Annotated in this window: 22 protein-coding genes and 1 tRNA gene; 12 read left to right on the top strand and 11 right to left on the bottom strand. The window is 40.4% G+C overall.

Annotated features, from left to right (window positions below):
• Window positions 1-333: a DUF565 domain-containing protein gene (locus ACM0OS_RS17140; RefSeq protein ID WP_414544403.1), complete on the bottom strand. Its 333-nt coding sequence runs from the start codon at window positions 331-333 to the stop codon at window positions 1-3.
• A gap of 537 nt (window positions 334-870) precedes the next feature.
• Between ACM0OS_RS17140 and ACM0OS_RS17135 the strand changes: the two genes are divergently transcribed.
• Window positions 871-1,470, top strand: coding sequence for a hypothetical protein (locus tag ACM0OS_RS17135; RefSeq protein WP_414544402.1), 600 nt, complete (start codon window positions 871-873; stop codon window positions 1,468-1,470).
• A 135-nt stretch (window positions 1,471-1,605) separates the two neighbouring features.
• Window positions 1,606-3,441, top strand: coding sequence for an ArnT family glycosyltransferase (locus tag ACM0OS_RS17130; RefSeq protein WP_414544401.1), 1,836 nt, complete (start codon window positions 1,606-1,608; stop codon window positions 3,439-3,441).
• Window positions 3,442-3,486: 45 nt separating this feature from the next.
• Here the strand turns inward: ACM0OS_RS17130 and ACM0OS_RS17125 are convergent, their stop codons facing one another.
• The gene (locus ACM0OS_RS17125) at window positions 3,487-6,930 is read right to left on the bottom strand and encodes an ATP-binding protein (protein ID WP_414544400.1); all 3,444 of its coding nucleotides are present in this window, start codon (window positions 6,928-6,930) and stop codon (window positions 3,487-3,489) included.
• 697 nt (window positions 6,931-7,627) lie between these two features.
• Between ACM0OS_RS17125 and ACM0OS_RS17120 the strand changes: the two genes are divergently transcribed.
• The 5 genes from ACM0OS_RS17120 to ACM0OS_RS17100 all read left to right on the top strand — a co-directional run bounded on the left by ACM0OS_RS17120 (window position 7,628) and on the right by ACM0OS_RS17100 (window position 13,112).
• Complete coding sequence (locus ACM0OS_RS17120) at window positions 7,628-8,203, top strand: KaiA family protein (RefSeq protein WP_414544399.1); 576 nt, start codon at window positions 7,628-7,630, stop codon at window positions 8,201-8,203.
• 70 nt (window positions 8,204-8,273) lie between these two features.
• A complete protein-coding gene (gene kaiB, locus ACM0OS_RS17115; RefSeq protein WP_214430437.1) occupies window positions 8,274-8,588 on the top strand; it encodes a circadian clock protein KaiB in 315 nt (104 codons plus the stop codon).
• An 84-nt stretch (window positions 8,589-8,672) separates the two neighbouring features.
• Window positions 8,673-10,232: a circadian clock protein KaiC gene (gene kaiC, locus ACM0OS_RS17110; protein ID WP_414544398.1), complete on the top strand. Its 1,560-nt coding sequence runs from the start codon at window positions 8,673-8,675 to the stop codon at window positions 10,230-10,232.
• A gap of 104 nt (window positions 10,233-10,336) precedes the next feature.
• The gene (locus ACM0OS_RS17105; RefSeq protein WP_414544397.1) at window positions 10,337-12,508 is read left to right on the top strand and encodes a TolC family protein; all 2,172 of its coding nucleotides are present in this window, start codon (window positions 10,337-10,339) and stop codon (window positions 12,506-12,508) included.
• Between the two features lie 214 nt (window positions 12,509-12,722).
• Window positions 12,723-13,112, top strand: a complete 390-nt coding sequence (locus tag ACM0OS_RS17100) for a hypothetical protein (protein WP_414544396.1) — start codon at window positions 12,723-12,725, stop codon at window positions 13,110-13,112.
• Between the two features lie 28 nt (window positions 13,113-13,140).
• On the opposite strand, the gene ACM0OS_RS17095 is transcribed toward ACM0OS_RS17100, so the two are convergent.
• Window positions 13,141-13,476 carry a hypothetical protein gene (locus ACM0OS_RS17095; RefSeq protein ID WP_414544395.1) on the bottom strand — a complete coding sequence of 112 codons (336 nt, stop codon included), beginning with the start codon at window positions 13,474-13,476 and terminating at the stop codon, window positions 13,141-13,143.
• Between the two features lie 598 nt (window positions 13,477-14,074).
• On the opposite strand from ACM0OS_RS17095, the gene ACM0OS_RS17090 reads away from it, so the two are divergent.
• From ACM0OS_RS17090 to ACM0OS_RS17070, 5 genes are all read left to right on the top strand, one after another.
• Window positions 14,075-14,581, top strand: coding sequence for a hypothetical protein (locus tag ACM0OS_RS17090; protein WP_414544394.1), 507 nt, complete (start codon window positions 14,075-14,077; stop codon window positions 14,579-14,581).
• Between the two features lie 122 nt (window positions 14,582-14,703).
• Window positions 14,704-15,483, top strand: a complete 780-nt coding sequence (locus ACM0OS_RS17085; protein ID WP_414544393.1) for a photosystem II S4 domain protein — start codon at window positions 14,704-14,706, stop codon at window positions 15,481-15,483.
• A 134-nt stretch (window positions 15,484-15,617) separates the two neighbouring features.
• Entirely contained in the window at window positions 15,618-16,646 is a 1,029-nt protein-coding gene (locus ACM0OS_RS17080) for a 1-acyl-sn-glycerol-3-phosphate acyltransferase (protein ID WP_414544392.1), read from the top strand.
• A gap of 134 nt (window positions 16,647-16,780) precedes the next feature.
• Window positions 16,781-16,853 (top strand) — tRNA-Glu (locus ACM0OS_RS17075).
• Between the two features lie 197 nt (window positions 16,854-17,050).
• Window positions 17,051-17,866, top strand: coding sequence for a DUF1838 domain-containing protein (locus ACM0OS_RS17070; protein ID WP_414544391.1), 816 nt, complete (start codon window positions 17,051-17,053; stop codon window positions 17,864-17,866).
• 41 nt (window positions 17,867-17,907) lie between these two features.
• On the opposite strand, the gene ACM0OS_RS17065 is transcribed toward ACM0OS_RS17070, so the two are convergent.
• From ACM0OS_RS17065 to ACM0OS_RS17030, 8 genes are all read right to left on the bottom strand, one after another.
• On the bottom strand, window positions 17,908-18,276 hold the full coding sequence (locus ACM0OS_RS17065) for a pentapeptide repeat-containing protein (RefSeq protein ID WP_414544390.1): 369 nt from the start codon (window positions 18,274-18,276) through the stop codon (window positions 17,908-17,910).
• Entirely contained in the window at window positions 18,266-18,580 is a 315-nt protein-coding gene (locus ACM0OS_RS17060) for a hypothetical protein (protein ID WP_414544389.1), read from the bottom strand. Before ACM0OS_RS17060 ends, ACM0OS_RS17065 begins: the two co-directional genes overlap by 11 nt.
• A 128-nt stretch (window positions 18,581-18,708) precedes the next feature.
• Window positions 18,709-19,452, bottom strand: coding sequence for a hypothetical protein (locus ACM0OS_RS17055; RefSeq protein ID WP_414544388.1), 744 nt, complete (start codon window positions 19,450-19,452; stop codon window positions 18,709-18,711).
• A 449-nt stretch (window positions 19,453-19,901) separates the two neighbouring features.
• Entirely contained in the window at window positions 19,902-20,444 is a 543-nt protein-coding gene (locus ACM0OS_RS17050) for a hypothetical protein (RefSeq protein WP_414544387.1), read from the bottom strand.
• A 110-nt stretch (window positions 20,445-20,554) separates the two neighbouring features.
• Window positions 20,555-21,583, bottom strand: a complete 1,029-nt coding sequence (locus ACM0OS_RS17045) for a VOC family protein (RefSeq protein WP_414544386.1) — start codon at window positions 21,581-21,583, stop codon at window positions 20,555-20,557.
• Between the two features lie 60 nt (window positions 21,584-21,643).
• A complete protein-coding gene (locus ACM0OS_RS17040) occupies window positions 21,644-22,456 on the bottom strand; it encodes an ATP-binding protein (RefSeq protein WP_414544385.1) in 813 nt (270 codons plus the stop codon).
• A gap of 35 nt (window positions 22,457-22,491) precedes the next feature.
• A complete protein-coding gene (locus tag ACM0OS_RS17035) occupies window positions 22,492-22,947 on the bottom strand; it encodes a hypothetical protein (RefSeq protein ID WP_414544384.1) in 456 nt (151 codons plus the stop codon).
• 16 nt (window positions 22,948-22,963) lie between these two features.
• Complete coding sequence (locus ACM0OS_RS17030) at window positions 22,964-23,281, bottom strand: hypothetical protein (protein WP_414544383.1); 318 nt, start codon at window positions 23,279-23,281, stop codon at window positions 22,964-22,966.
• Window positions 23,282-23,432 lie beyond the last annotated feature (151 nt).

Here is a 23,432-nt window from a genome sequence, read left to right as displayed (position 1 = left end):
TTACGAACCCAATTTAAAGGCTTCGACAAACATGCTGTAAATAAAACCCACTTTTAGTAAATTGAGTGATTCTACCCAAAGTGCTTGTCTAGCCATAAAGCTGCGACTATAAAATATTCTGCTAGTAACCTCTGTAAATACCACTAAAATTCCCGCAATCAAAATGTCTAACGTACCTCTTTGTCCAGCTATGGTAGAAATTGCCGTTCCCAGAAAAAAGCCAAGTAAAAAACTAATAGTTAGTAACGATAAGCGTCGCCAAGGATTTAAAAACCATTGCCCCAAACGCCTAGCGATGGCGTCAAACAAGTTAGTCAGACGAGTATTTTGCATCGTAGGTTCGGAACTTTCGCTAAATTTTTTAGTAATGACATATTTTACACCAACCACAACCGAGGCAAAGGAGAGAAGTTCAATATAGTATAGGACGATGTAAATAAAGCTTTTAGACTTATAGAAGAATACGCTAAAATTATTGTAAATTATTAATAAATTTAAAAATGTCTAAGAGTTCAGTTTAAGAATTGAAAAAAAAGCACATGGTGACTCACACTACCTGATTCTGAAAAGCTGCTTTTTGTATGTCTACATATAAATTACTTATTTTTGCATCATATTTTACGTAATTTTTGTGTCGATGCTGAATTAATTGACGAAAAAGCTAGATTTTTCGTTCCTATTTAGTAAAAAGCTATGTAATTATTTATGCCAATCTTTTCTAGAAAGACTGCAATTTATGATACATGGCATCACTTGATTTCCTCAGAGTCAATATCAACTTAATAGCCCAATATCTGGAATTACCTCTGCCGATAATAGGCTAGTATTTGGTCAAGGCTAAACAAAATATTATTGCTAACCATTATTAATATGAAATCTACAGTGTATCGTAACGCTGTCGTCACAGCTTGTGCTTTGGGGCTGCTTGGTTTACTGGTGGGATTTTGGGATATAAGTGTTTCTTTTGAGTCAGTCGACCCAGATACATCACAATTAGATGAAGCTCCAGTATCACCTGTCTTGGATAAAACAAGTACTTCTACTAACATCACCAATCCATCTGCCACCCCAACTCCTCCAGAGGAGTCAAGCCAGACTCACATTTTGGCAGCTCGGCAAAACTCAGTTACTGAGGTCAAAAATCAGGGTAACTTACGCATGAGCAATCGCACAAATCAACCCGTGCGTTTAGCATTACTGGCTCGGCAATCACAGACAAAAAATGCTGACAATAAACACATAAACTATGATGTGCCAGCCCATTGGGACTTTGATCCCCAAGAAGGTAGTGAAAAGGGGTTGAAGCTGTCCTTACCTAATGGGAATCTCAAGTTAGAGCCAGGAGATATTATAATTGCCTTTGCACAAGATGGTTCCCGGCGCTACTGGGGGCCCTATGTAGTGGGGGAAACTTCCTTGCCTGAATGGAATCAGCAAAATCAAGAATGGTTATTGGTACTAAATCCATAAGAGGAGTGAGGACAAGAACAAAAATACTTCTTCATCTCCCCTACTCCCTACTCCCTTTTCTTTGAAGAACAAAACACAGGTAGTTAACGACTATGGACTAGTTATGTTGAATTGTGGACTATTGACTAATAACTTATGAGGATGAAATTGAGTGTTCCGCGTACTGTTAACGAGTGGCTCAACAATTTAGCGAAGAGTCCAGTTTTTGTTGTGACTGTTTTAGTTGTGATTAGTTGGGTTGCTTACGGGTGGAATTTGGGCAATGTCGGCTTGGTTGATGAAACAGAGCCATTGTTTGCTGAAGCTTCCCGGCAAATGTTTGTCACAGGTGACTGGATCACTCCTTTTTTCAATGGCGAAACTCGGTTTGATAAACCCGCTTTGATTTATTGGTGTCAAGCGATCGCCTATACAATTTTTGGGGTGAATGAGTGGGCAGTACGTCTGCCGTCGGCCATGGCAGCATGGGCTGTAATTGGTTTAACTTTTTACACTTTACACTGGTATTTCACGCAAAAAGATACCTTAGAACAAGTTTCACGTCCTCATCGTCGCTACGCCACAGCTGCCATAGCAGCGGCGATGCTGGCACTTAATCCAGAAATGATTGTCTGGGGCAGAACGGGTGTTTCAGATATGATGCTGACTGGGTGCATGGCATCGGCATTGTTGTGTTTTTATTTGGGATATGCCGGCAATGTCAGTACTCAGGGACAAACACCTCAAACTAGATCTATATTCCCTAACAAATGGTATTTGGCTTTTTATGTACTCATCGCGGGCGCGATTTTGAGTAAAGGGCCTGTAGGAATTGTTCTACCTGGGCTAATTATTTTGGCATTTCTACTTTATGTAGGCAAATTTAGAGAAGTATTCTGGGAAATGCGTCCCTTCATGGGTACGCTGATTATTTTCGGGTTATCAGCCCCCTGGTATTTGTTAGTTACCTGGCGGAATGGGTGGGATTTTATTAATGCTTTTTTTGGATACCACAACATAGAGCGTTTCACAGAAGTAGTTAATAATCACTCTGCACCCTGGTATTTTTACTTTATAGTAGTGCTGCTAGGCTTTGCGCCGTACTCAATATATTTACCTGTAGCGCTGGCCAGACTAAAATTTTGGCAGCGATCGCACTGGCTATCTCAAGAACGCTCTCAGCAATTGGGTTTATTTGCCTGTGTCTGGTTTATTACTATTTTTGGCTTTTTTACTATTGCTGTTACTAAACTCCCTAGCTACGTTTTGCCGTTAATGCCAGCCGCAGCTATTCTGGTAGCGCTGTTATGGAGCGATTTTTTCTCTGATAAAAACCAAGAAATTACCTCTGCGTCCTCTTTTATCAAAATCAGTGCTTGGATAAATGTCGTATTTGCCACTGTACTTTCAGTAGCACTGTTTCACATATTTTATTTACTAGGTGATAATTCAGTAGCACCAGACTACCCATTACTGATTAAAAATGCAGGTTTACCAGAACTAGGCGGTTTTATTTGGCTATTTGGTGCCATCATCATGGCATTTTTGATTCTTAGTCGCCGTTGGCATTCACTGATCAAGATGAATTTAGCAGTGTTTATGGCATTTTTGATCATTGTCTTGATGCCTGCTTTGTTTTTAATGGATCAGCAACGCCAACTACCTTTGCGAGAACTGTCTGCACTGATGTTAGAAGTCCAAGAACCAAATGAAGAATTACTCATGGTTGGCTTCAAAAAACCGAGTGTAGTATTCTACACCCAACAGCAAATAAATTTCCTTAAACTGACTCAAGAAGCTTTAGATCATATTCAGCAACGGCGTTCCCAGCAAGAACAATATCCCTCTTTGTTAGTCTTGGCTGAACCGAAAACTTTCGTAAAAATGGACTTACCGCCAGATAGTTACGAAAATTTAGCCACCAGAGTTAATTACCAGTTAATTAGAGTTTCTTTTAGGAAAATGAAAAAAGAGAGGCTCAAAATATCATGAGGGAATGGGGACTGGGAAGATGAGGGAAAACTTTCTTCCCCATGACTAACGACTACTAATTGCTAAAGCTTGATTGATTTGACTTAATAAATCCTCCATTGAGATGGAACGAGGCAAAATCTGGGCAACCATACCACCCATCACAGCTGCTAATGACTTTGACCTGATTTTTTGCTGCTGGACACTGGCTGCGGCGGAAATATTCGGCAGAGAATTGATTTGATGACTACTTAAGCGCTGATCAATGACCAGTATAGGTGGTAAATCACAAGGCAAATTCTCTAATGCTTTTAGCGCTGTTAGTGCCTCTTTACGAATCGATGACTCACCTAAGCAAATTAATAGTAAGTCAACGCTTTGGTGACGAATTTGTTGCAGTACTTCTGCCCAACAGTTGCCCATTGCTGCTTTCAATCCAGCGGTTTGTAAGTACTGAATTAAAGCTTGAAACCACTCAGATCCCCTTTCAGTAGTGTCACCACTAAGAGAGGAATCTTTCGCTGGGCGCTGACTCCTGGACTGTTTGCCCTTGATTTGTGGTATGTCACGCAGCATGGTTAAATCTACCACTAAGATACTGGGTGGACAGGAGACACCAGAGGCAATTTGCAGCACTGATAATAAGGGATCTGTTTTATCGGTACGGTTGTGATTGTCTTGAGTAAATGGTGTTAAATAAGGAAATACAGATAAACCAGGAATCTGAGAGGCTGCCAGGGTGGTTTCAACATCACAAGTTACTAGGGGCAGCTCGGCCAAGATGGGATGCTGAGTTAACTGTTGTAAGTAAGTTTGGGCTACAGAAGTTTCTATATCCAGCAAAATCACGTCGAACTGCCAAACCCGCGCCAAAAGTTCTGCTTGATCTAGGTCATCTACTTCTATCACCCGATGCTCCCGCAGTGAAGGGTGGGGGTTCATGGATTCTAAATTGTGATCAACCAACCTGAGAATTCGTAGTGGCGTTTTAATGGGGATGATTTCCGGATTATCTAATCCTGACGGCGAAATTGCTGTCGTAGCACATAACTTTTCCACAAGTGGTACTAAAGATTGATGCTCAACTGGCAAGTTCAAAAAACCATCGGCTCGGTTAGCAAATGCTTGGTCTTTTTCGGCTCCCGTTGCTGTTATCACTACGGGAATGTGACGAGTAGCATCATCAGATTTGAGTAAAGTCAGCACATCCCAACCCGAAAGTAGCGGTAATAAGGGGTTCAAAAAGATGGCTTTTGGTTGTAGACGACGAGCTTTTTCTACAGCTTCTGTTCCTGAACGGGCAATTACCACCCGATAACCCAAACCTTTGAGCTGTTCGGTGACGTCTTCAATATATCGGGCTACTGCCTCAACTACCAAAACTAACCGTTGTGAGCTAATGGGATGATGGGCAGTAGTACCAACCATGCGCTGACGACCGGAGTTTGTGGCTTCTGTTGTTGGAGTACTTGGGCTTTGGGAATCTTCTTCAATTACCTGTTCTGTTTCAGTGAAGTTTGTTGTCGGTGGGCTAGGTGGTAGCAGTAATGTGAACTGACTGCCTTTACCTTCACGAGATAAGAAGCTGACATCACCTCCGTGGAGGCGCGCCAAAGCCCTAGTTAAGACTAGCCCTAAACCGGTACCTTCAAATTGACGGGTCAGGGGATTTTCCAATTGTTGGAATTTTTGAAAGATTAAATGTTGTTGATGTTCGGGAATGCCAATACCTGTATCCCAAACTGTAAAAGCAATCCAGCCTTCCCAGCGATTTACCCGCAACCCAATTTCACCAGAGTGTTCTGTAAATTTAAAGGCATTGGACAGTAGATGTACCAGCATTTGCCGCAAGCGCAATTCATCTGCCACGATTTGGTCTAAACCTGGTTCAATACAAATAGTAAATTCTGGAGCAGAACTGACTACTGGGGGCTGAGTAGTTGTCGCTTTGGTGGTTTGGGTATGAACAGCTTTGGCTTCTGATAAAGCGCGATCGCACACTGTCTGAATCTTCACTGGTACCAAGGCTAAATCCATCTGCCCGGTTTCCATGCGGGTCAAATCCAAAATGTCATTGACCACACTCATTAAATGCCGTCCGCTTTGATGAATTAGTCCAGCATAACGGGCTTGGCGCTCGTTGAGTTCTCCTAATTGCTGGTCTACTAATAACCGCGATAATCCTAAAACGGCGGTGAGGGGTGTCTTTAATTCATGACTAATACAAGCTAAAAATTCATCTTTTAATCGATTCAGTTGAATCAGGTCGGCATTTTTAGCTGCTAGTTCTTTACAAATCTGCTGCTGTTCGGTGACATCGGTAGCTAATACTAACCACAGGTCATTGCCTAGTTCAGCCCCTATGGTGAGCGCGGTTGCTTCTGACGCTAAACTCGCTGGTAATTTTTCACTCAGTAGCAGTTCCGACTCTGGTTTATCTAAAGGAATTTTGGTAAATTGCCAGATGCGCTCTTGACCATTTTGCACTTCCACAATACAAGTACAAGTACCCATCTGACTATCTAAAAAGCAGCGACTAGATGCAATATTTGTGCCTACTGGCTGCTCTTTTTGGTTATTTACTAATGGTGCAGAATATGATGCCAAGGGCGATAAGTTTTTTGGTGGCGAAGCTTCCTTTTTCCCCGCAAAGCTATGTTCTGCTGTATTTAACGGGGAGGATTTTTCCTCGTTGTCATGGTCATTGCTTCTATGATGAGGACGATATTTGTTACGGCTTGGCTGACTGGCGTATTCTGGCTGTTGATCTCGAATTGGAGCCAGTATGGTTTCTACCTGTTGTCGGACGCCTTCAGGATCTTTCAATGCTCCTAGTTGTCGCCACCAAGCCGGATTTTGTGCTACTACTTCACCTGATCCCCTTTGCAACATCAAAGGCCAAGGCAGTAATTCCAATAATTGTATTAATGGTTGATTACCTACTGACTGGCGTTGATGAGTTCGACGCGATCGCCTGTGAGTTTTCACTGGTTTACCAGCGTTGTTTGTTGTTTCTGGGGTAGTTGTTTGAGCTTTTTTCTGGGTAGATGCGGGTCTTTTTCCCCCTGCACTAACTCCTAATTTTTCCTGGGCTAATAATTTTAATAGCCGTGCGCTATTTAGCAGCCCCAGAAATTTACCATCAGTATCTATCAGCGCCCAATCTAAATTATTGTTTTTTTGTGTTTGTTGGTAACTTAAAAGTCGCCGCAATTGATCTATACAATAAGTTGCGGGTATTGTCTTTAATGGCTCAATAATGGTTTGATCCCAACTTAATAATGGCTGCTGTAAATCACCATCTAGATATTCACCAGATGTGGCCAACAATTTTTGGGTTAATCGGGCAGAGTACACCAATCCCAAAGGGCATTGCTGCTGATTCAATATTACTAAGCGATCGCACTGCTCTTGCTCAAAAATTTCCAGCACCATTGCCAGAGTGCTGGTTTCTACGCAGTTGGGTACGGTTGCTAGAAAGTCATAAAGCGGGTACTGTAGCATTGACATAGGGCTTTGGGGGTCATTCTTCTGGGGGAAACCTGCGGGCTGCACCATCAGCATTGCGGCAAATAGTATTTACACCTGAAGTAATATCCTTGCAGAAGACTCATTTAAGCGATTCTTGTTACAGCTTCAACGCCATTGAAACAATTAACTTGATTCTCAAGATACACCGCTAATTGGATTTACTCGTTTTGGGAGTAGCAGTGTTCGTCTTTGCCACTTGGAATTTTGGGAGAAGATCCTTATCAGTGTTCTACTGGTGCTGAAACTTCTCTTCGATAAGTGACAACTAAAACAATTATGGCCCCAAAGATTCGCTTTAGAACCTTGAGGAATTATAATGATTTAGAATGCGACGATACTTTAAGTTAGTTTAAGTATCTTATCAACAAGAGAAATAAAAGGATCTATATCTAAGGAGATATGCATATGCGAATCATCAATTAAGTAATGTAACTGCATTTACCAACCACACCTGATCAGCAACTTGTCTCAATCCTAGTGCTGATTAAACTGCATGATTTTCTGAAGTTCTCATGTATAAACTACTGTTGACGCGCAGTGTTATTTCAGATTGAACTTGTAACTTTCCTCAACACCCAGTCAGAACCAAGAGTTGTGATCTTAACCTATTAGTTCACTAAATCTTGGTCGGGATGGTTAATAAAATATATAAGTATACAAATGTTACTACATATAGATGTTACTACCCATCTTGATTGTTCCCACAGATATTAAGAAAAATTTAGATAACCCAACTCAGCTAGCGACTAAACCAAGATTGAGTGGGCTGATGTGGCGTTATAGACAGTACAACCAAAATGAGTTTTGGTTATCGCCCATAGTTGCTACCGCTAAAATTTACTACTTACTGCACCAGTGGCAACAATATCTTAAGGAAAATTTCACTAATAAATATTTCTATGTGTTTGCATATCCAAAGCAAAAATCACAGCAGTTCTTTCCGCACATGACTCAAGTTGATCAGCAGGTATTATTGCAACAACTCAAATCAGATTATCGTCAGATTCTTATAAATTACTTTACTACAGACAAAACATTGAAAGAACAAATTGATAAATTTATCAATGCAGTATTTTGTGCTAATATTCCTGTGCCCCAAATTATTGAATTTCACATGGAACTAATTGAAGAGTTTTCCAATCAGCTAAGATTAGAAGGTAGGAGCGATGAAGCTTTAATGGATTACCGTCTGACACTTATAGATATCTTAGCCCACCTCTGCGAACGCTATAGATGTTCTGTTTCTAAATAAATTAAATTTATCATTGCCGCATTCATTTGATTAACCTGTATTTTCATTTTCACATTTAGCTTTACCTTATATGAATAAAGCAAGGAAGACTTATGTTCTCAAGCTCTATGTAGCGGGGAATACACCCAACTCGGTAAGGGCGTTAAAAATACTCAAAAATATTTTAGAACAGGAATTTCAAGGTGTTTACGCTTTGAAGGTAATTGACGTGCTGAAGAACCCACAGCTAGCCGAAGAAGATAAAATATTAGCTACGCCAACATTGTCTAAAATTTTGCCGCCACCTGTTCGCAAAATAATTGGTGACCTATCAGACAGAGAAAGAGTGTTGATTGGATTAGATTTACTTTATGAAGAACTGAGCGAAGAAGATTGGGAAGAATAAAATCATCTTTAAGATAATTTTGACGATAAAGTAGCAACTTGAGTAATATAAAAACTGGGTTTAATACCCATTTATTATGAAGCAATGAGTGAAAAAGACCAAGCAGCACCGAATAATGCCCCAATTGGTGGCATAGAAAAAATTCGCACGATGATAGAGGGCTTTGACGATATTAGTCATGGTGGTTTGCCTGTTGGTAGAACTACTTTAGTTAGTGGCACTTCTGGTACAGGCAAAACCTTATTCTCTCTGCAATTTCTCTATAATGGTATTACCCGTTTTGATGAGCCGGGAGTATTTGTTACCTTTGAAGAATCTCCCAGTGACATTATTAAAAATGCCCATATTTTTGGGTGGAATTTGCAACGCCTGATAGATGAAGGCAAGTTATTTATACTGGATGCATCGCCCGACCCAGAAGGTCAAGATATTGTTGGTAACTTCGATCTTTCGGCACTGATTGAGCGCTTGCAATATGCTATTCGCAAGTACAAAGCTCAAAGAGTTTCCATAGACTCAATTACAGCGGTATTTCAGCAGTACGAAGCGATGGGAGTAGTGCGGCGGGAGATTTTCCGTTTAGTAGCACGTTTGAAACAACTGCATGTGACTACAATTATTACCACTGAACGGAGCGAAGAATATGGTTCTGTAGCTTCCTTTGGGGTAGAAGAATTTGTATCAGATAATGTGGTGATTGTCCGCAACGTTTTAGAAGGAGAACGCCGCCGCCGGACAATTGAAATCCTCAAGTTACGCGGTACAACTCACATGAAAGGTGAGTATCCTTTCACAATTACCAATGAAGGAGTGAATATTTTCCCCTTGGGAGCAATGCGTTTAACCCAAAGGTCATCTAATGTCAGAGTATCTTCTGGGGTAAAAACTCTAGATGAAATGTGTGGTGGTGGTTTTTTTAAAGATTCGATTATTTTAGCCACGGGAGCCACTGGTACTGGTAAGACGCTTTTGGTAAGCAAATTTATCCAAAATGGCTGCGTCAATGGTGAACAGTCCATATTATTTGCCTATGAAGAATCACGCGCCCAATTATCGCGTAATGCCTCTTCTTGGGGAATTGATTTTGAAGAATTAGAGCGTCAAGGTTTACTGAAAATTATTTGTACCTATCCTGAATCAACTGGTTTAGAAGATCACCTACAAATTATTAAATCAGAAATTGCCGTTTTTAAACCTGCGCGCATTGCCATTGATTCTTTATCAGCCCTAGCTAGAGGCGTAAGTAATAACGCTTTTCGTCAGTTCGTTATCGGTGTGACTGGTTATGCCAAGCAAGAAGAAATAACTGGTTTTTTTACCAATACAACTGACCAATTTATGGGTTCTCATTCGATTACTGACTCCCATATTTCTACAATTACTGACACAATTTTGATGCTACAGTACGTAGAAATTCGTGGAGAAATGTCGCGGGCCATCAACGTATTTAAAATGCGCGGTTCATGGCATGACAAAGGTATCCGTGAGTACAATATTACCGCTGACGGCCCAGAAATTAGAGATTCTTTCCGAAACTACGAACGCATTGTCAGTGGCGCTCCTAGCCGCGTTAGTGTTGACGAAAAGGCGGAACTTTCTCGCATAGTTCAACGTTTTGAAAATAAACCGAGTGCTGATTCCTAAATTTAGTGTCATGATATATTCATTTCTAAATTTAGGATCGTGTTATATTCTGTGGAGAAGAAGGGGTTTCTGCCGCTAGATTGATTTTTGTGTGAGGGGATGCGGTGAAAGGACAATACTTATTCCATAGTTTCTTACCTGGTGTCACAGCAGCGGTATTAACAACCCAGCCTGCTTTGGCTGGGACAGTCAGTGAGGTACATCTGGCGTCTTCTCCTGATGTCTTGACTGCTACTGATAGTCGAACCTTGTTTGCAGATCATATTAATACCCAACTGCCTCATAGTACAAGACAAATTTTTCCGGATATAGTACCCAAACCTGGGTTGGCTCCACTGAATTTGCGGCTTTCAAGTAGTAAGAGTAACCCAGTAATATTAACAGTAAATACTGGGATATCCGGAGAACAAATATCTAAAAAAGACGAAGATAAATTTACCAATCTCAGGGCTAAGTTAAAATCTGCTAAACGTTCAGAAGATGACGATTTTAAAATTAGTCAACAACAAAGTCACATTGATACTTCTGAGCAACAAATAGTTGCATCTACGGCTGTTAATACACCAGATGTTAAACAGCAACCAGCAGTATCATCAACAAATTTCACAACTCCGTTATCGACAGTTTTACCACCTGCGGTTAGAGGTACAGGAGCAGCAAATTTACTAGCAGCGAACAATTGCCCCGAGGAACAGCAGCACAATAGTACATTGGTTTCTGCGTCCTTGCTTGCCAGTAGTTGCCGAACTCAAAATCTGAATAGGAATCGGGTAGTTCAGGGTTATAACTTTACTCCTGACAGCATATCCAGCCCGGAAGAGACTATTTGGGAAGCAACTCCTACGCCACAGCAATCAGAGGAATTTTTAGCCCCAGCTGATACCGGACAATTGCCTCAGCAACCAGAAACTAGGGAATTTGCCCCAGCAGGAGCGGTACCAATTCCCGAAAACTTAATTCCTGATGCAAATCCTCTGCAATTTCCGACCAAACCAGAGGAAGTGACACTGGAAGAAAATCAGCCGATTACTTTGGCACAAGCACTAGAAATTGCCAAGCGTAACAATCGGGATTTGCAAGTTTCGCTATTGGAGCTAGAACGTTCTCAAGCCGCTCTACGTGAAGCACAAGCGGCATTATTGCCCAATGTAGCACTGAGTGCTGATATCACTCGCAGTCGCTCTGCCGGCAATGAGCTACAGTTAAGACAACAAGAACAACAAACAGGTATTCCATCGCCTAGTGCTGAATCTGGTACAGGGTTTAGTGGTCAAGCCCAACTCACCTATGACATCTTCACTTCGGGCAGACGAGAAGCCAACATCAGGCAAGCGGAAGAACGGGTAAAATTTGATGAATTAGCTGTAGAGCGTCAATCTGAAGAAATTCGGTTGAGTGTCACCACAGAATATTATGACTTGCAACAAGCTGATGAACAAATACGGATTGCTCAATCATCTGTGGAGAACGCCCAGGCTAGTTTACGCGATGCTCAAGCCTTAGAAGCAGCTGGCGTAGGTACGCGGTTTGATGTCCTGCGATCGCAAGTAAATTTAGCCAACTCTACCCAAGAACTGACTAATGGCCTCTCCCAGCAGCAAATTTTCCGGAGGCGTTTAGCGTTACGCTTAAATTTGCCACAATCGGCCAATATCAGTGCCGCAGATCCAGTGCAATTAGCAGGTTTGTGGAACCAAGACCTAGAAAGTAGCATTGTTTTAGCATTTCAAAATCGCCCAGAATTGCAACAACAATTGGCACAACGTAACATTAGTGAACAACAGCGGCGAGAGGCACTTTCATCTTTAGGGCCTCAAGTTAGCTTGATTGCTAGTTACAACCTGTTAGATCAATTTGATGACGGTGTTGGTATTACCGATGGTTACTCCGTCGGAGTCCGGGCCAGCCTCAATTTGTATGATGGGGGAGCAGCCAGATCTAGAGCCTCTCAAGCACAAGCTAATGTGGCGATCGCGGAAACTCAATTTAGTGAGCAGCGTAACCAAATCCGGTTTCAAGTAGAGCAAGCTTTTTCTACCCAGCAAGCTAATTTAGAAAACGTGCAAACAGCCAACGCTGCTTTAGAACAAGCTAGAGAAGCACTCCGTTTAGCTCGATTGCGATTCCAAGCCGGTGTAGGTACTCAAACCGATGTGATTAACTCCGAAAACGACCTCACAAGAGCCGAAGGTAATCGCATCACCGCTATCTTAGACTACAACCGCGCTTTGGCTCAGTTACAACGTGCTGTCACTTCTAGGGCATTTACTGAATAAGTTATTGGTTATTAGTCATTAGTCATTAGTCATTGGTCATTAGTACTTATTTAAAGGGAAAATGATTAGAGGCTAAAACTTTTGACTAATTTGCCGATAGTCTTTGTTTACAAACTCCAGATACTCAGAGACTTTCAAGTCTGTTCCCTGTTATAAGTGGAATATATTCGATTACCATATCTGAGTATTCCAATACTTAGCTTGTGAAGATTTTATGACTACAGTTACATCCCAGGAAATTGCCCTATTTCGCTCTCAATTAGCAGATTATCCCAGTGCTATGGAAGCGTTGGATTTAATTGAGGATTGCGACGGCGATTTAGAAGATGCAGCCATGACCCTGGCTATCCGGGTAGGTCAAGAACCAGGAATGACTAACTCAGAGTGGTTAGACGCTATGGCCAGAAGATGGCGGGTGGTGATTTGTGAGCAAGGATATCGCTCAGATTTACTCAATAATTCACTTGTAGGGATGATGGCACATCTCCAATCAATGCCGGCATTCCCTCAGCCTTTAGCAACACCGATTTTAATCTATGTTCTTAAGCAAGGCGTGAATGGGTTTTGTGAACCTCTAGATGCGCTCAAAAGTTCTGAATGCTAATTTCTGAATCCTGTAAACACTCTCTACTCTAGAGGGCTTCGTTGCTTAGGAGGACTTTCTTCCCTATTTGCTGTAGGATAATCGCTCCTAAATTGGCGAACAAGCAGATGCTTCCCAGTGCCAATAAAATGTATGTGGGAGCCATGACAACTCCAATCATGAACCAAGCAAATACGTGCAGTATCATTAATAAAGCAAAGATACTGGCAATTGCTGCACTTCGCCAAACCTCGATAGCTGGACGAGATGATAATGCGAATCCTATTGTCAACGAGGTAGCAATTAGGTTGGCGGGAATAAGAAAGGCACAAATACCAATACAGTAAGTGCTGGAAAATACCGTCAAGGTATTGAAGTCTAACATTAATTCTCCTAGGCTAAGTTGTCAAATTTTAGATGAATATTTTTTCTAATATTTTAAAGGCTAACGTTTTACTTAATAATTTGAACCACCAACTTCTTGATGGTTCAAAAAAGACATTGTGTTAACTACTAGTTAAGTAATTAAGCAGGAAAGAAACTCCGGAGAATCAGTGTTCTGGCGAATCCGGAAATACCAAGTGCTAGTAAAACACTAGTAAAAAGCAGACTTATTCGAGGATTAGAATCTAATTTTCTATCTTCTCTACCACCTGTAAAGAATAAAGACCAGGCTTGGGAAGCATTGATACTCTTAAAGCTATTAAACTCAGAACTGAAAACGACAGGGCTAAATAGCTGAGGAGATTTGAAGTTTAAATTATGTGTCATGTAAATAAGTATAACAATAATCTTGCAAAATAACTATTTTTCTGATACGTACCTACAGATAAAGGCAGGGTAGATATATCGAGGTTAGCGATCACCTAGGAAGTATTCCTCTTGTTAGATGTCCATCTGAAATTAGGTACAGGATTGATCAACCCTAGACTGATAAGCTGTTAATTAAGACAAACTTTTATCAGATAACTACTATTCCATCAATGAATTACCTTGTTGCCGTATTACCAGACCGCATCCAAGCCGAAGCAGCTTACTTAGCTTTAGAAAGACAAGCCATAAATAGTACAATTCTCGGTAGAGGTTATAAAACTGCTGACGAGTTCGGCTTGATTGACCCCAAGGAACAAGCTAAAAAGCAAGCAAAGCTAATGTCCTACTGGTTGATACCTTTCGGCTTTTTCGCTGGGTTTACCTTCAGTCTGATTACGGGTTTAGATACCTTTGCCTGGGCTGGTGAAATTGGTAATCATATTGTTGGCGGACTTTTAGGGGCTGCTAGTGGTGCTATGGGTAGTGTATTTGTTGGTGGGGGAGTGGGTTTAGTTTTGGGAGGTGGTGATGCCTTACCCTACCGTAATCGTTTAGATATGGGTAAATACATCGTTGTTGTTCAGGGTTCAGAAACACTGACTCGGCAAGCTACCCGGATATTACGTCAGTTTGACCCAGAAAATATCCAAGGTTACGCGGAGACAAGCATCACTTGAAGTGCTATTGGCAGAGCATTTTTGCTTTGAGTAAGTATTATTTCTCTTACTAAGATGCGTCCAGTTTCAGCAGATGAACTCTCAAATCAAAGCTGAGAAAAGATAACTCATAATTTTTAAGCATGTTGCCAAGAGAAGAACTGTTAAAGGGTGTTGAAAATCGAGATAGTGTAGCTCGTGTCATTGATCAGGCAGAACAAGCCATTAAAACTTGGGAAGTGGTGTTGACAGATTTTTTGTCACCGCCAGAATTAGCAGAAATTCAACGGGTGTTCAGTCGGTTAACAGAAGTACAATTAGTCGCCTGGGGTGGCTATCCGCAAGCAGAACGCCAACGAATTGCCATCGCCCGTTCTGAACTACCCCTAGATCAATCTCAAGTTGCCCTGGTAGCTTTAGAAATAGCGGGAAATTTTTTGTTTGATACAGCTACACACCGCGACTTTTTAGGGGCCATGCTGGGTACAGGTATTATCCGCGAAAAGACCGGAGATATTATTGTGCTGGGAGAACGCGGGGCCCAGGCCATCGTCGCCCCAGAGTTGGCCGAATTTTTAGCTATGAGTCTGCAACAAGTGCGATCGGTGCCGGTAAAAACTCAACAAATTGACATCAGTGAGTTAAAGGTTCGGGAACCGAAGAAAAAAGAATTAACCACAGTAGAAGCTTCATTGCGGTTAGATGCGATCGCCTCCGCTGGTTTTAGTATGTCCCGTAGCAAAATGGTAAATTTCATCGACGGTGGAGATGTACGTGTCAATTGGAAGGAAGTCACTCAAGCTAGTTCTCAGGTGAAATCAGGCGACTTAATCGCTATTCGCGGTAAAGGACGTTTGGAAATTGGGGAAATTGCCGTGACCAAAAAAGATCGTTACCGAGTGCAATTAGTAAGGTATATGTAGAGACAGCAGTTATCTTGAGCGCTCAAACCTGGGGTAAAATTTCTCAACTCCCAAACTAAAACTTAATCCCTGAGTATGATACAAATCAGCAAAATATATATAAAGATATTTGTTGTGTAGTCTACTCAGTGCTTGTGATTCATCAACATGCTGAAAACATCCTCAGCACTCAACAGACAAAAACATCAGATGAAGGTTATAGATTTAGCTGGTTTGACTGGTTTTGTTTATGGTATCCTCCTGGCTGGCTGATTTTATTTAACCGACACTGGCAGCATTATCACGCCGATCCAGATGGTTGGAATTGGCTAGAATATGTATTATTTTTAATTCCTGGGGGATTTTATTTAGCGCTACTTAATCGGTGGTTGCGTCTTGGTTGTCGTTTACCCAGACAAGACGTTAGCGATTTTAACCCTCAATATCAAAAAGCCTTTAGTCAAGAAATTCTGGCTTTCATCGTTAAATATTATTTTCGTGGAGAGTTGCAACAAATCGAAAACTTGCCACCTACAGGGCCGGTAATTGTGGCCATGAATCATGCAGGGATGTGTTTTCCCTGGGATTTTATCACCTTGAGTTATTTATTAGAAGAAGCCCAAGGCTGGGTAGTGCAACCCATAGCAGAAGCATCATTATTTGAACATCCTTGGGTAGTGTGGTGGTTACCGCCTCAATGGTCAAAAGTTTTAGGTGGTGTACGTGCCGAGTTAGGTGATTTTGAAGCCGCAATGGCACAAGGTAAAATTCTCGTTTATGCACCAGAAGGAGTGCGTGGGCCCCTGAAAGGTTGGAGTCAACGTTATCAGTTGCAAAAGTTTAATGTCAGCTTTATGAAATTGAGCGATCGCTATCAAGTTCCCATTCTTCCAGTTGTGTGCATTGGTAGCGAATTTTTACATCCTTGGACAGTAAATCTTCAGAGATTGCAACGTTTATTTAAATTACCTTTCTTGCCCCTCTCGCCATTCATAATCATTTTAATGATATTTCCCTCTATGGGAGTTTGGGCTATGAGAACTCGTCTGCGTTACTTTATTCAGCCTGTGCAACGAGTCAACTTAGTCCAAGGACGTGCGGCAATTTATCAACAGGTACAACAATTTAGAGACAAGCTGCAAGTTCAAGTTAATGAATTAATTCATTCAATTAATTGCCTGTGACCTGAAGCAGTCCAGTTGCCAATAACCAATTCCCCTAATATCTTGCCGCCAATTTGAGCTATTAAAATTTTTTTTGGCAAAGTTGTTGACATCAAGGGAAAAATTCGTTATTTTATAAAAGGTCTGAGTCTTAAGCCCCCATCGTCTAGAGGCCTAGGACACCTCCCTTTCACGGAGGCGACGGGGATTCGAATTCCCCTGGGGGTATTTCAAGGATAAAATTAAATTACTTTTTTGATCAGCCTTTTCTAGACAGTTATGCATCTAGAGGAGGCTGATTAGCTATATATCAAAAATCCCACAGTCCCCAGTCCCTGATCCCCAGTCCCTAGTTTCTGATAGGTGTCAGGAGTGAGGAAGATGAGAGGAATGAGGGGGATAACCAATGACAAAGGAGACAAGCTATGGTTGCCCAAGTTCAAGAATTAGATGCCTTGCAATGGGTGAAAACTCGATCTTCCCTTGACCCTACCCAATCTACATTTTTGATCTGGACAGGTAAGATTTACAGCTTTATTCCTGGCGAGAAGAGAAAACTTTTATTTAAAATGTCAGGAGTCAGCGTTAGTAGATGTATTCCCACAGCAGAAGGTAGTTGGGATTTTACTTCTAGGGAACTGACTTATTACCTGAACCCACAGACAAATGAGATTTTAAGGAAATGGGAAAACCCTTGGACAGGTGAAATGGTGCCTGTGATGCACGTTGCCAATAATCCTGTGCAGGGACAGTTTGCAGGCAAGTTCCCCGCCCAAGTCGATGGAGATACGACAACCTTTGTTTTCGATATTTTTCCCACATATCCCAATCCGTTGGCAGAAGATGCAAAATTTGCTGAATACAGCCCATATCCCACATATCAGGCGACAGAACTTTTCAAACTAGCTGTACCCACTGCCGATTTATTTAACTCAGAACTGGTTTCTGTGTCTCAACTCAGACTTAGTTGGGATAGAATTGGTCAATGGCTGCCCTGGATGAAGATGGGCGATCGCCTGGGTTATCTCATCTACAGTGCATCTGGTAGTAAAGTCAATGGTTTTACTGAATTACCCCAGTTACTTCAAGATGAAATTAATACCCGTGTTCCTTTATATAAGCAAGCCCCAACAGCTTTTTTAGATGGGGAAGATATGACATCTTGGCTCTATTTTCAAAAGCATTTTCCGGCTTATTTAGCTGGTGATATATTTCCGTTGCCTGAAAAACAGGAGTTGTAATTAGAGTAGTATCCCTAGGGTAAACGCAAACAAGTATGCAGTTAAAATTTTTGCATGTTTTTACTTTGGGGGTCAAAACCTCTAGAAAACTTTGTGCTTTCATCATAGTAAGCCCCACTTAAATCTGCTCCATACAACTTGGCTAAATTAAGTTTGGCTCCCCTGAGATTTGCCTCATGCAGTTTTACACCGCACAAATTTGCTTTAGTCAAATTTGCTTTGGCTAGATTAGCTCTACTTAAGTCTGCACCCCAAAGTTTAGCTTTAGCTAAATTAGCCGCACTCAAATCTGCACCCCACAAATTAATTCCCGGTAAATAAGCTGCTATCAGTTTAGCTGCAATTAAATTGACTCCTGGAAAGTATCTCTCTCCAGCAGCATAACGTCGCTTCAGTTCTTCAGCATCCATGATTTGTGTTGGCCTTTTGCAATAAACAAGATGTAATCTCTTCCCATTCTTGGTTAATATCCCCCAAAAATTCTGGCTGATTGCTTTTTTCGTACCAGTAACGGGCATTGCTCAAATCACCTTGTTGGCGGTGTAAGTAGGCATGAACCCAGGCGCTATCAGCATCACTGGCATTTTGGACGATTTCATGGGCTTTGTCCCAATTACCTTGTTTTTCGTACCACATTGCTTGCAGCGCTTTTGGTAGTGTCTGGGGGCATGAGCGCTGCTTCTCAATCAATCGCAGGAACTCCTGTGTATTCATGATTGCTACTCAATAATTGTCAAACCTCTATCTTTAAGATACTCCGCAGTTTACTAATGAGTGATATTTGGCGAGCAGAGTGCATAACCCCGCGTTTTTACTGTTCACACATGATTGAAAGTTTTGATTCAAGAAAATCTCTGATTTTTAATTTGTCTAGAAGTAGCTTCCATAAAATTGATAAATACCTGTATGAGCTTATGAATCCCCTCACTACCTCCGGAAATTACTCCTCCTGTTAATAAAGCATCTAAACAACGAAAAATAATTATTTGTATAGGATTGTTTAAATCAATAACGACAAGTGGCTCAATTGAGCGAATACCTATGCCACTCAATAAAAAACCAAATAATAAAGACGTCCATAAAGCAATAATTCTTGTATCAGATTTGTATGCTACTTTTTTACGTTCCTGTTCATTGAGTTCATTGATTATTGTATTTAAATCTTCGATTTGCGGGTTATATTGTTTTTGGCTTTGGATGAATTTTTGAATAATATGCTGTTCTAAGCTCACTCCCTCTGGTGGTAAATCATTAATTTGATTTGATTCTAAGAAATTAACTGGTTTTGGTTGGTCTTGTTCGGCGATAAATCTTCTTCTTTCGGATATTAACCACTTTTGTTGCTGAATGATAATATCTAGTTGTGCAGCTTTATCTCCCCGCCAAGTAGTAATGAAAACTTCCAAAAAACGTTCTAATAACAAAGAAATAAAAAATAAAAAAAGAAGTGACTGTATAATATCATCCAGTCCAAAAGATTTGAAAATAAATGGTTGAGGAGATAACCAAGCTGAAAAAGATACAGCTAAAAAAATAATAATAACTACAAAAATAAATAGAAAAAAATTTGGAGAAAGCTTGGTCATAAGAAAACTTTGATAATCTCCAAGTTATATAAATATGGGAATTTTACTGTAACTATCCTTTTGGTGGAGAGAGGAGAGATGAGGGAGAAGGATTTTAGTACAAGCCCAGAAGTTGATAAAATACACCATCTATTCTCTAGCCTCTCTCCCACAACATCAAAGTGAAAAAATTTCTAGAATTGATGATGGTGCTACGCGACAATACACCCTACATTAAAATTCTTGAACATGACTCGAAATATTAGCGCCGACTCACTTATTTCTATAGAACTTACGCACTCGCTACGAAAATTAAGGCTTTGAGATTGCTTCCCTACGGTCGCAATGACGAAAATACGTGGATGGTTACGTAATTCCTGTTTTTAAAATACTCAATCTAGAAAAATTACACCCAAAAATCAGAATAATTTAGCAATTTTGGAGATGCAATCTGTAAATCAGTAGCCTGATTAGTTTCTCAAAGAAATAAGCTCAAAATCGAAAGTAGCAACCAAAAGGTTATCAATAAAAACCTGTATTCTATGTTTACCGCTTGGGTCTCCGGGAACGATTGTCCAAAAATTTTCAATCACACCATCTGAAGTGAATTGTGTACGCGTCGTTACAGCTTCAATCCCATCTTGAGATAATGAAAAATTTTCACCATCTTCTGTAGCCCATGTTTGTGGAGGTTTTGGCAATTGCAGGACTTCTCGCCAGGTTACTTCACCTTTGTAGCCCTTGAGTTGAATGCGCCACCCGTATTTACCAGTCTGATTTAAAATGACTCTGTTGGTACGAGTAAAGCTATCTTGACCCTGAGAGTCAGTTCTCAGTACGCCAAACTCAGCTTTGCTGACAGTAATTGGTCTGGTAGGAGACTGAGAGATTACATCAGATGATGCTAGGGCGTTATCTGTTAAAGCCAAAGTAGCATTGATAGGCTCAGAAGCTATGAACCCAGATATCAGCCCAAAAAAAGTTAGTACAACTGTTGCAGTCCAGGTTCTCATTGGCAAAATTTGTTGGTCAGTTACTGGTACTTCTTCAACTATTTCTCTCTACCTTCCGGGTTGAGGTCGCTAACATGGGACAGAAATGAAAATGTCCAATGCTATGGCAGTTATCCTTCTAGCAAATTCCAGAAGTAGCCATCGGGTGCGACAAAGGAGAAACTCTTTTCTCTAAATTCATTTTCCACGATATTTGTATACTTTTGTACTGAACTTACTTGAATGCGATCGCAATATTCTTCTATACCCCGAATACGGTAGGTGTAGAGTGACATCCCTAAGCAGCCTGGTTGCGATGCTTCAAACCGAGATTCTAAATCAATAGCTTCGGGAAAGCGAATTATATATAGTCTGCCACTACGCGCAGCCATCAAGTCAGTCGCGGAAGAACGAGGATCATCAAAAGCAGTAACAATAAACTTTTCTCCTGGTTTGAGGTCAAACATCTCACGACCAGCTGGTGAAGATTCATAACTAGTTTCGACATCATCACGTACACGCAGCAAACCCAAAACTTCTTCATAAAATTTCAAGCTTTGCTTGCTATCGTCTTGAACAATCATTCCCATATGGGTAAACTGGCTAGTTTTGAAAGCAGCATGATCATTGATTTGCCCATAATTCGGCAGTGAATAGCCAAACCTTTGAAATAAAACTTGTCGAGTTAAAGGTTGCAGTAGTAGCATTTCTCGCACCCCCACCGCAGGATCAGTAAAAGGGCGGCTTTTGCATTCTTTATTGTAGATAACTTCCCAGTGAGGATTGGTATATTTAATCGCCCAATTTCCGGCTTTTGCATCCTCTGCGTGATTTAAAATAGTTAACACATCAGCCGTTAAAGTAGTCGCCCAGCGATTTCCTTTAACTTTCATGGATGCTAAACCTAACCCCTGATTTGTGGGATTTTGCCACACCATCAACCGAATCAAACCATGATCTGCATTTTGGTGATACAAACGAATCGAACGTAAAGCAGAATTAACCCCGTATAATTGATAGGCGGCATCTGCGGCTAATTCACCCACTTGACCAATACGATAGCCAAATTGCTCCCAATATTGAATAGCAAAAATTGGGTCGGGAACGCCAATACACACTTCATAGATGCCTGCAATTGTAGCTTCTTGCCCCTGAGTCATACAAATTTAAAATTACTCAATATAAATAATCTAGCTTTAGACTATAAAATACTGACTAATTTATAAAGAAGCATGATTATCTTCTTGAGCTACTGCGGCATCATATCTTTCTCTAATTTCATTAGGCAGTTCATCAGGAGTTAGTGTTGTCTCTTTAACAGAAACACTTTTCTGTCTAGATAAAGTAGAACCAACTTGTTCTTTACCACTACGAACTTGAGAAATTGCCTCTAACACATCTTGCTGAGAAACCCTACATTCATCAGCAGTGCGCGCCACAGCTTTGCTAGCAGCTAATTTGACAACATTTAAAATATCGCCACCTGCCAAACCAATAGACTGAGAAGTCAACCAATCAAAAGTTACATCATCTGCACGAGGAACTTCATCTGGCAAGAGATATTGCCAAAGTCGCAAAAGACAATCTTCATCAGGAAGTTCAAACTCAATATGAGCTAAAATGCGTCGCACAAAAGCCCCATCAAAATTTTCTGGTAAATTGGTCGCAAAAATTACAATGCCATCAAAACTATCTAGTTGTAGAAGCATGACAGAACGACTGACATTTACCCCGTGATCGGCACTTTGGGTGACGCTAGTTAATCTTTTACCAAGTATGGAGTCTGCTTCATCGAAGAAGAGGACAGAATCAGTTTCTTTAGCTTGTTTGAATGCAGCAGTTATATTTTTTGGTGTTTCACCAACATACTTAGACTCAATTTCCGCATAATTAACAGTGATAATTGTTTTATTCAGGAGATTGGCAATTGCTTCTGCACATGATGTTTTACCTGTTCCTGGTTGTCCAAAAAAGTTAAGAGCTACACGACAACCAGAGGGGTCTACTTTTTTGAGATTCCATTCGTTATACAATTTATCGTGATAATGAATCCGATTTAATGCAGCTTCTATTCGCTCTCTAGTTTGTAATTATTTTCATTGCTTTTTAACCAAGTTGCTCTCACTTTTTGCGGTAATATATCCCAATCAATATCTTCTTCTATTTCTCTCTTAACAACTACTGGTAAATTTGCTTCAATCTTTTTAACCATCATTGAAGTTACCCGTCTTTTCCATGCTGTAGAATAAACTGAGTTTTCATACTCAATAATCATTTCTAAAAATTTATTTTTGACTTCTTCCCAAGCATCTTTTACAGCATACAAAGTATCATGATTAATAAAATTTACATCCATAAATGCTAATTTTACTGTTTTTTCAAGTAGAGGAATCATTTCTTTTTGAATCCAGTCAATAAGACTGGAACAAACCCATAGTAAAATTTCACGCCAAAGAAGCAAAGCGATTTCTATGGAAATTGAGAATACTTTTCCAATGATTTTGTCTATAACTTCTTGAGACACAAGAAAATTTTTTTAATTATGGATAAATTTGAAAAGAGACTGATGCTTGTTGTTCTTCGATAAAAATATTAGCAATTTCTTGGGGTAAGTCGTCCAAATAAATTTCTGACTCTTCAATTTTTTTTAATGTTGGTTTATCTTTACCAATCAATAAGGCAAATATTTCCGTTTTCTGGCTACATAACTTTGTTTCTTTATCTTTTTGGTAATGAACTTTAACTGCTATTAATTGCTCTTTGATAATGGATATTAATTTTTGAGTTTTAATGCTAGGGGTATCCTCAAGCAGAAGTTTTTGATCCGTTTCACCACAAAGGAAATATACTGCACTCAAACAAGTATTAAAATCATTGTTGTATGTATCGATTTTATCTTTGATAAATTCAGCTATATAATTATATATTTTAAGTTTGTGTTGTAAATCTAAATCGGCTTAGTGGTGCAGAAAACTTTTTGGAGTCTCAAGTTGAAAAAACAGTAACACG

This window comes from Nostoc sp. CCY0012, from assembly GCF_963920855.1.
Taxonomy (GTDB): domain Bacteria; phylum Cyanobacteriota; class Cyanobacteriia; order Cyanobacteriales; family Nostocaceae; genus Cyanocohniella.
The sequence above is the reverse complement of the archived record's forward strand: the minus strand, read 5'-3'. Positions and strand labels throughout refer to the sequence as shown.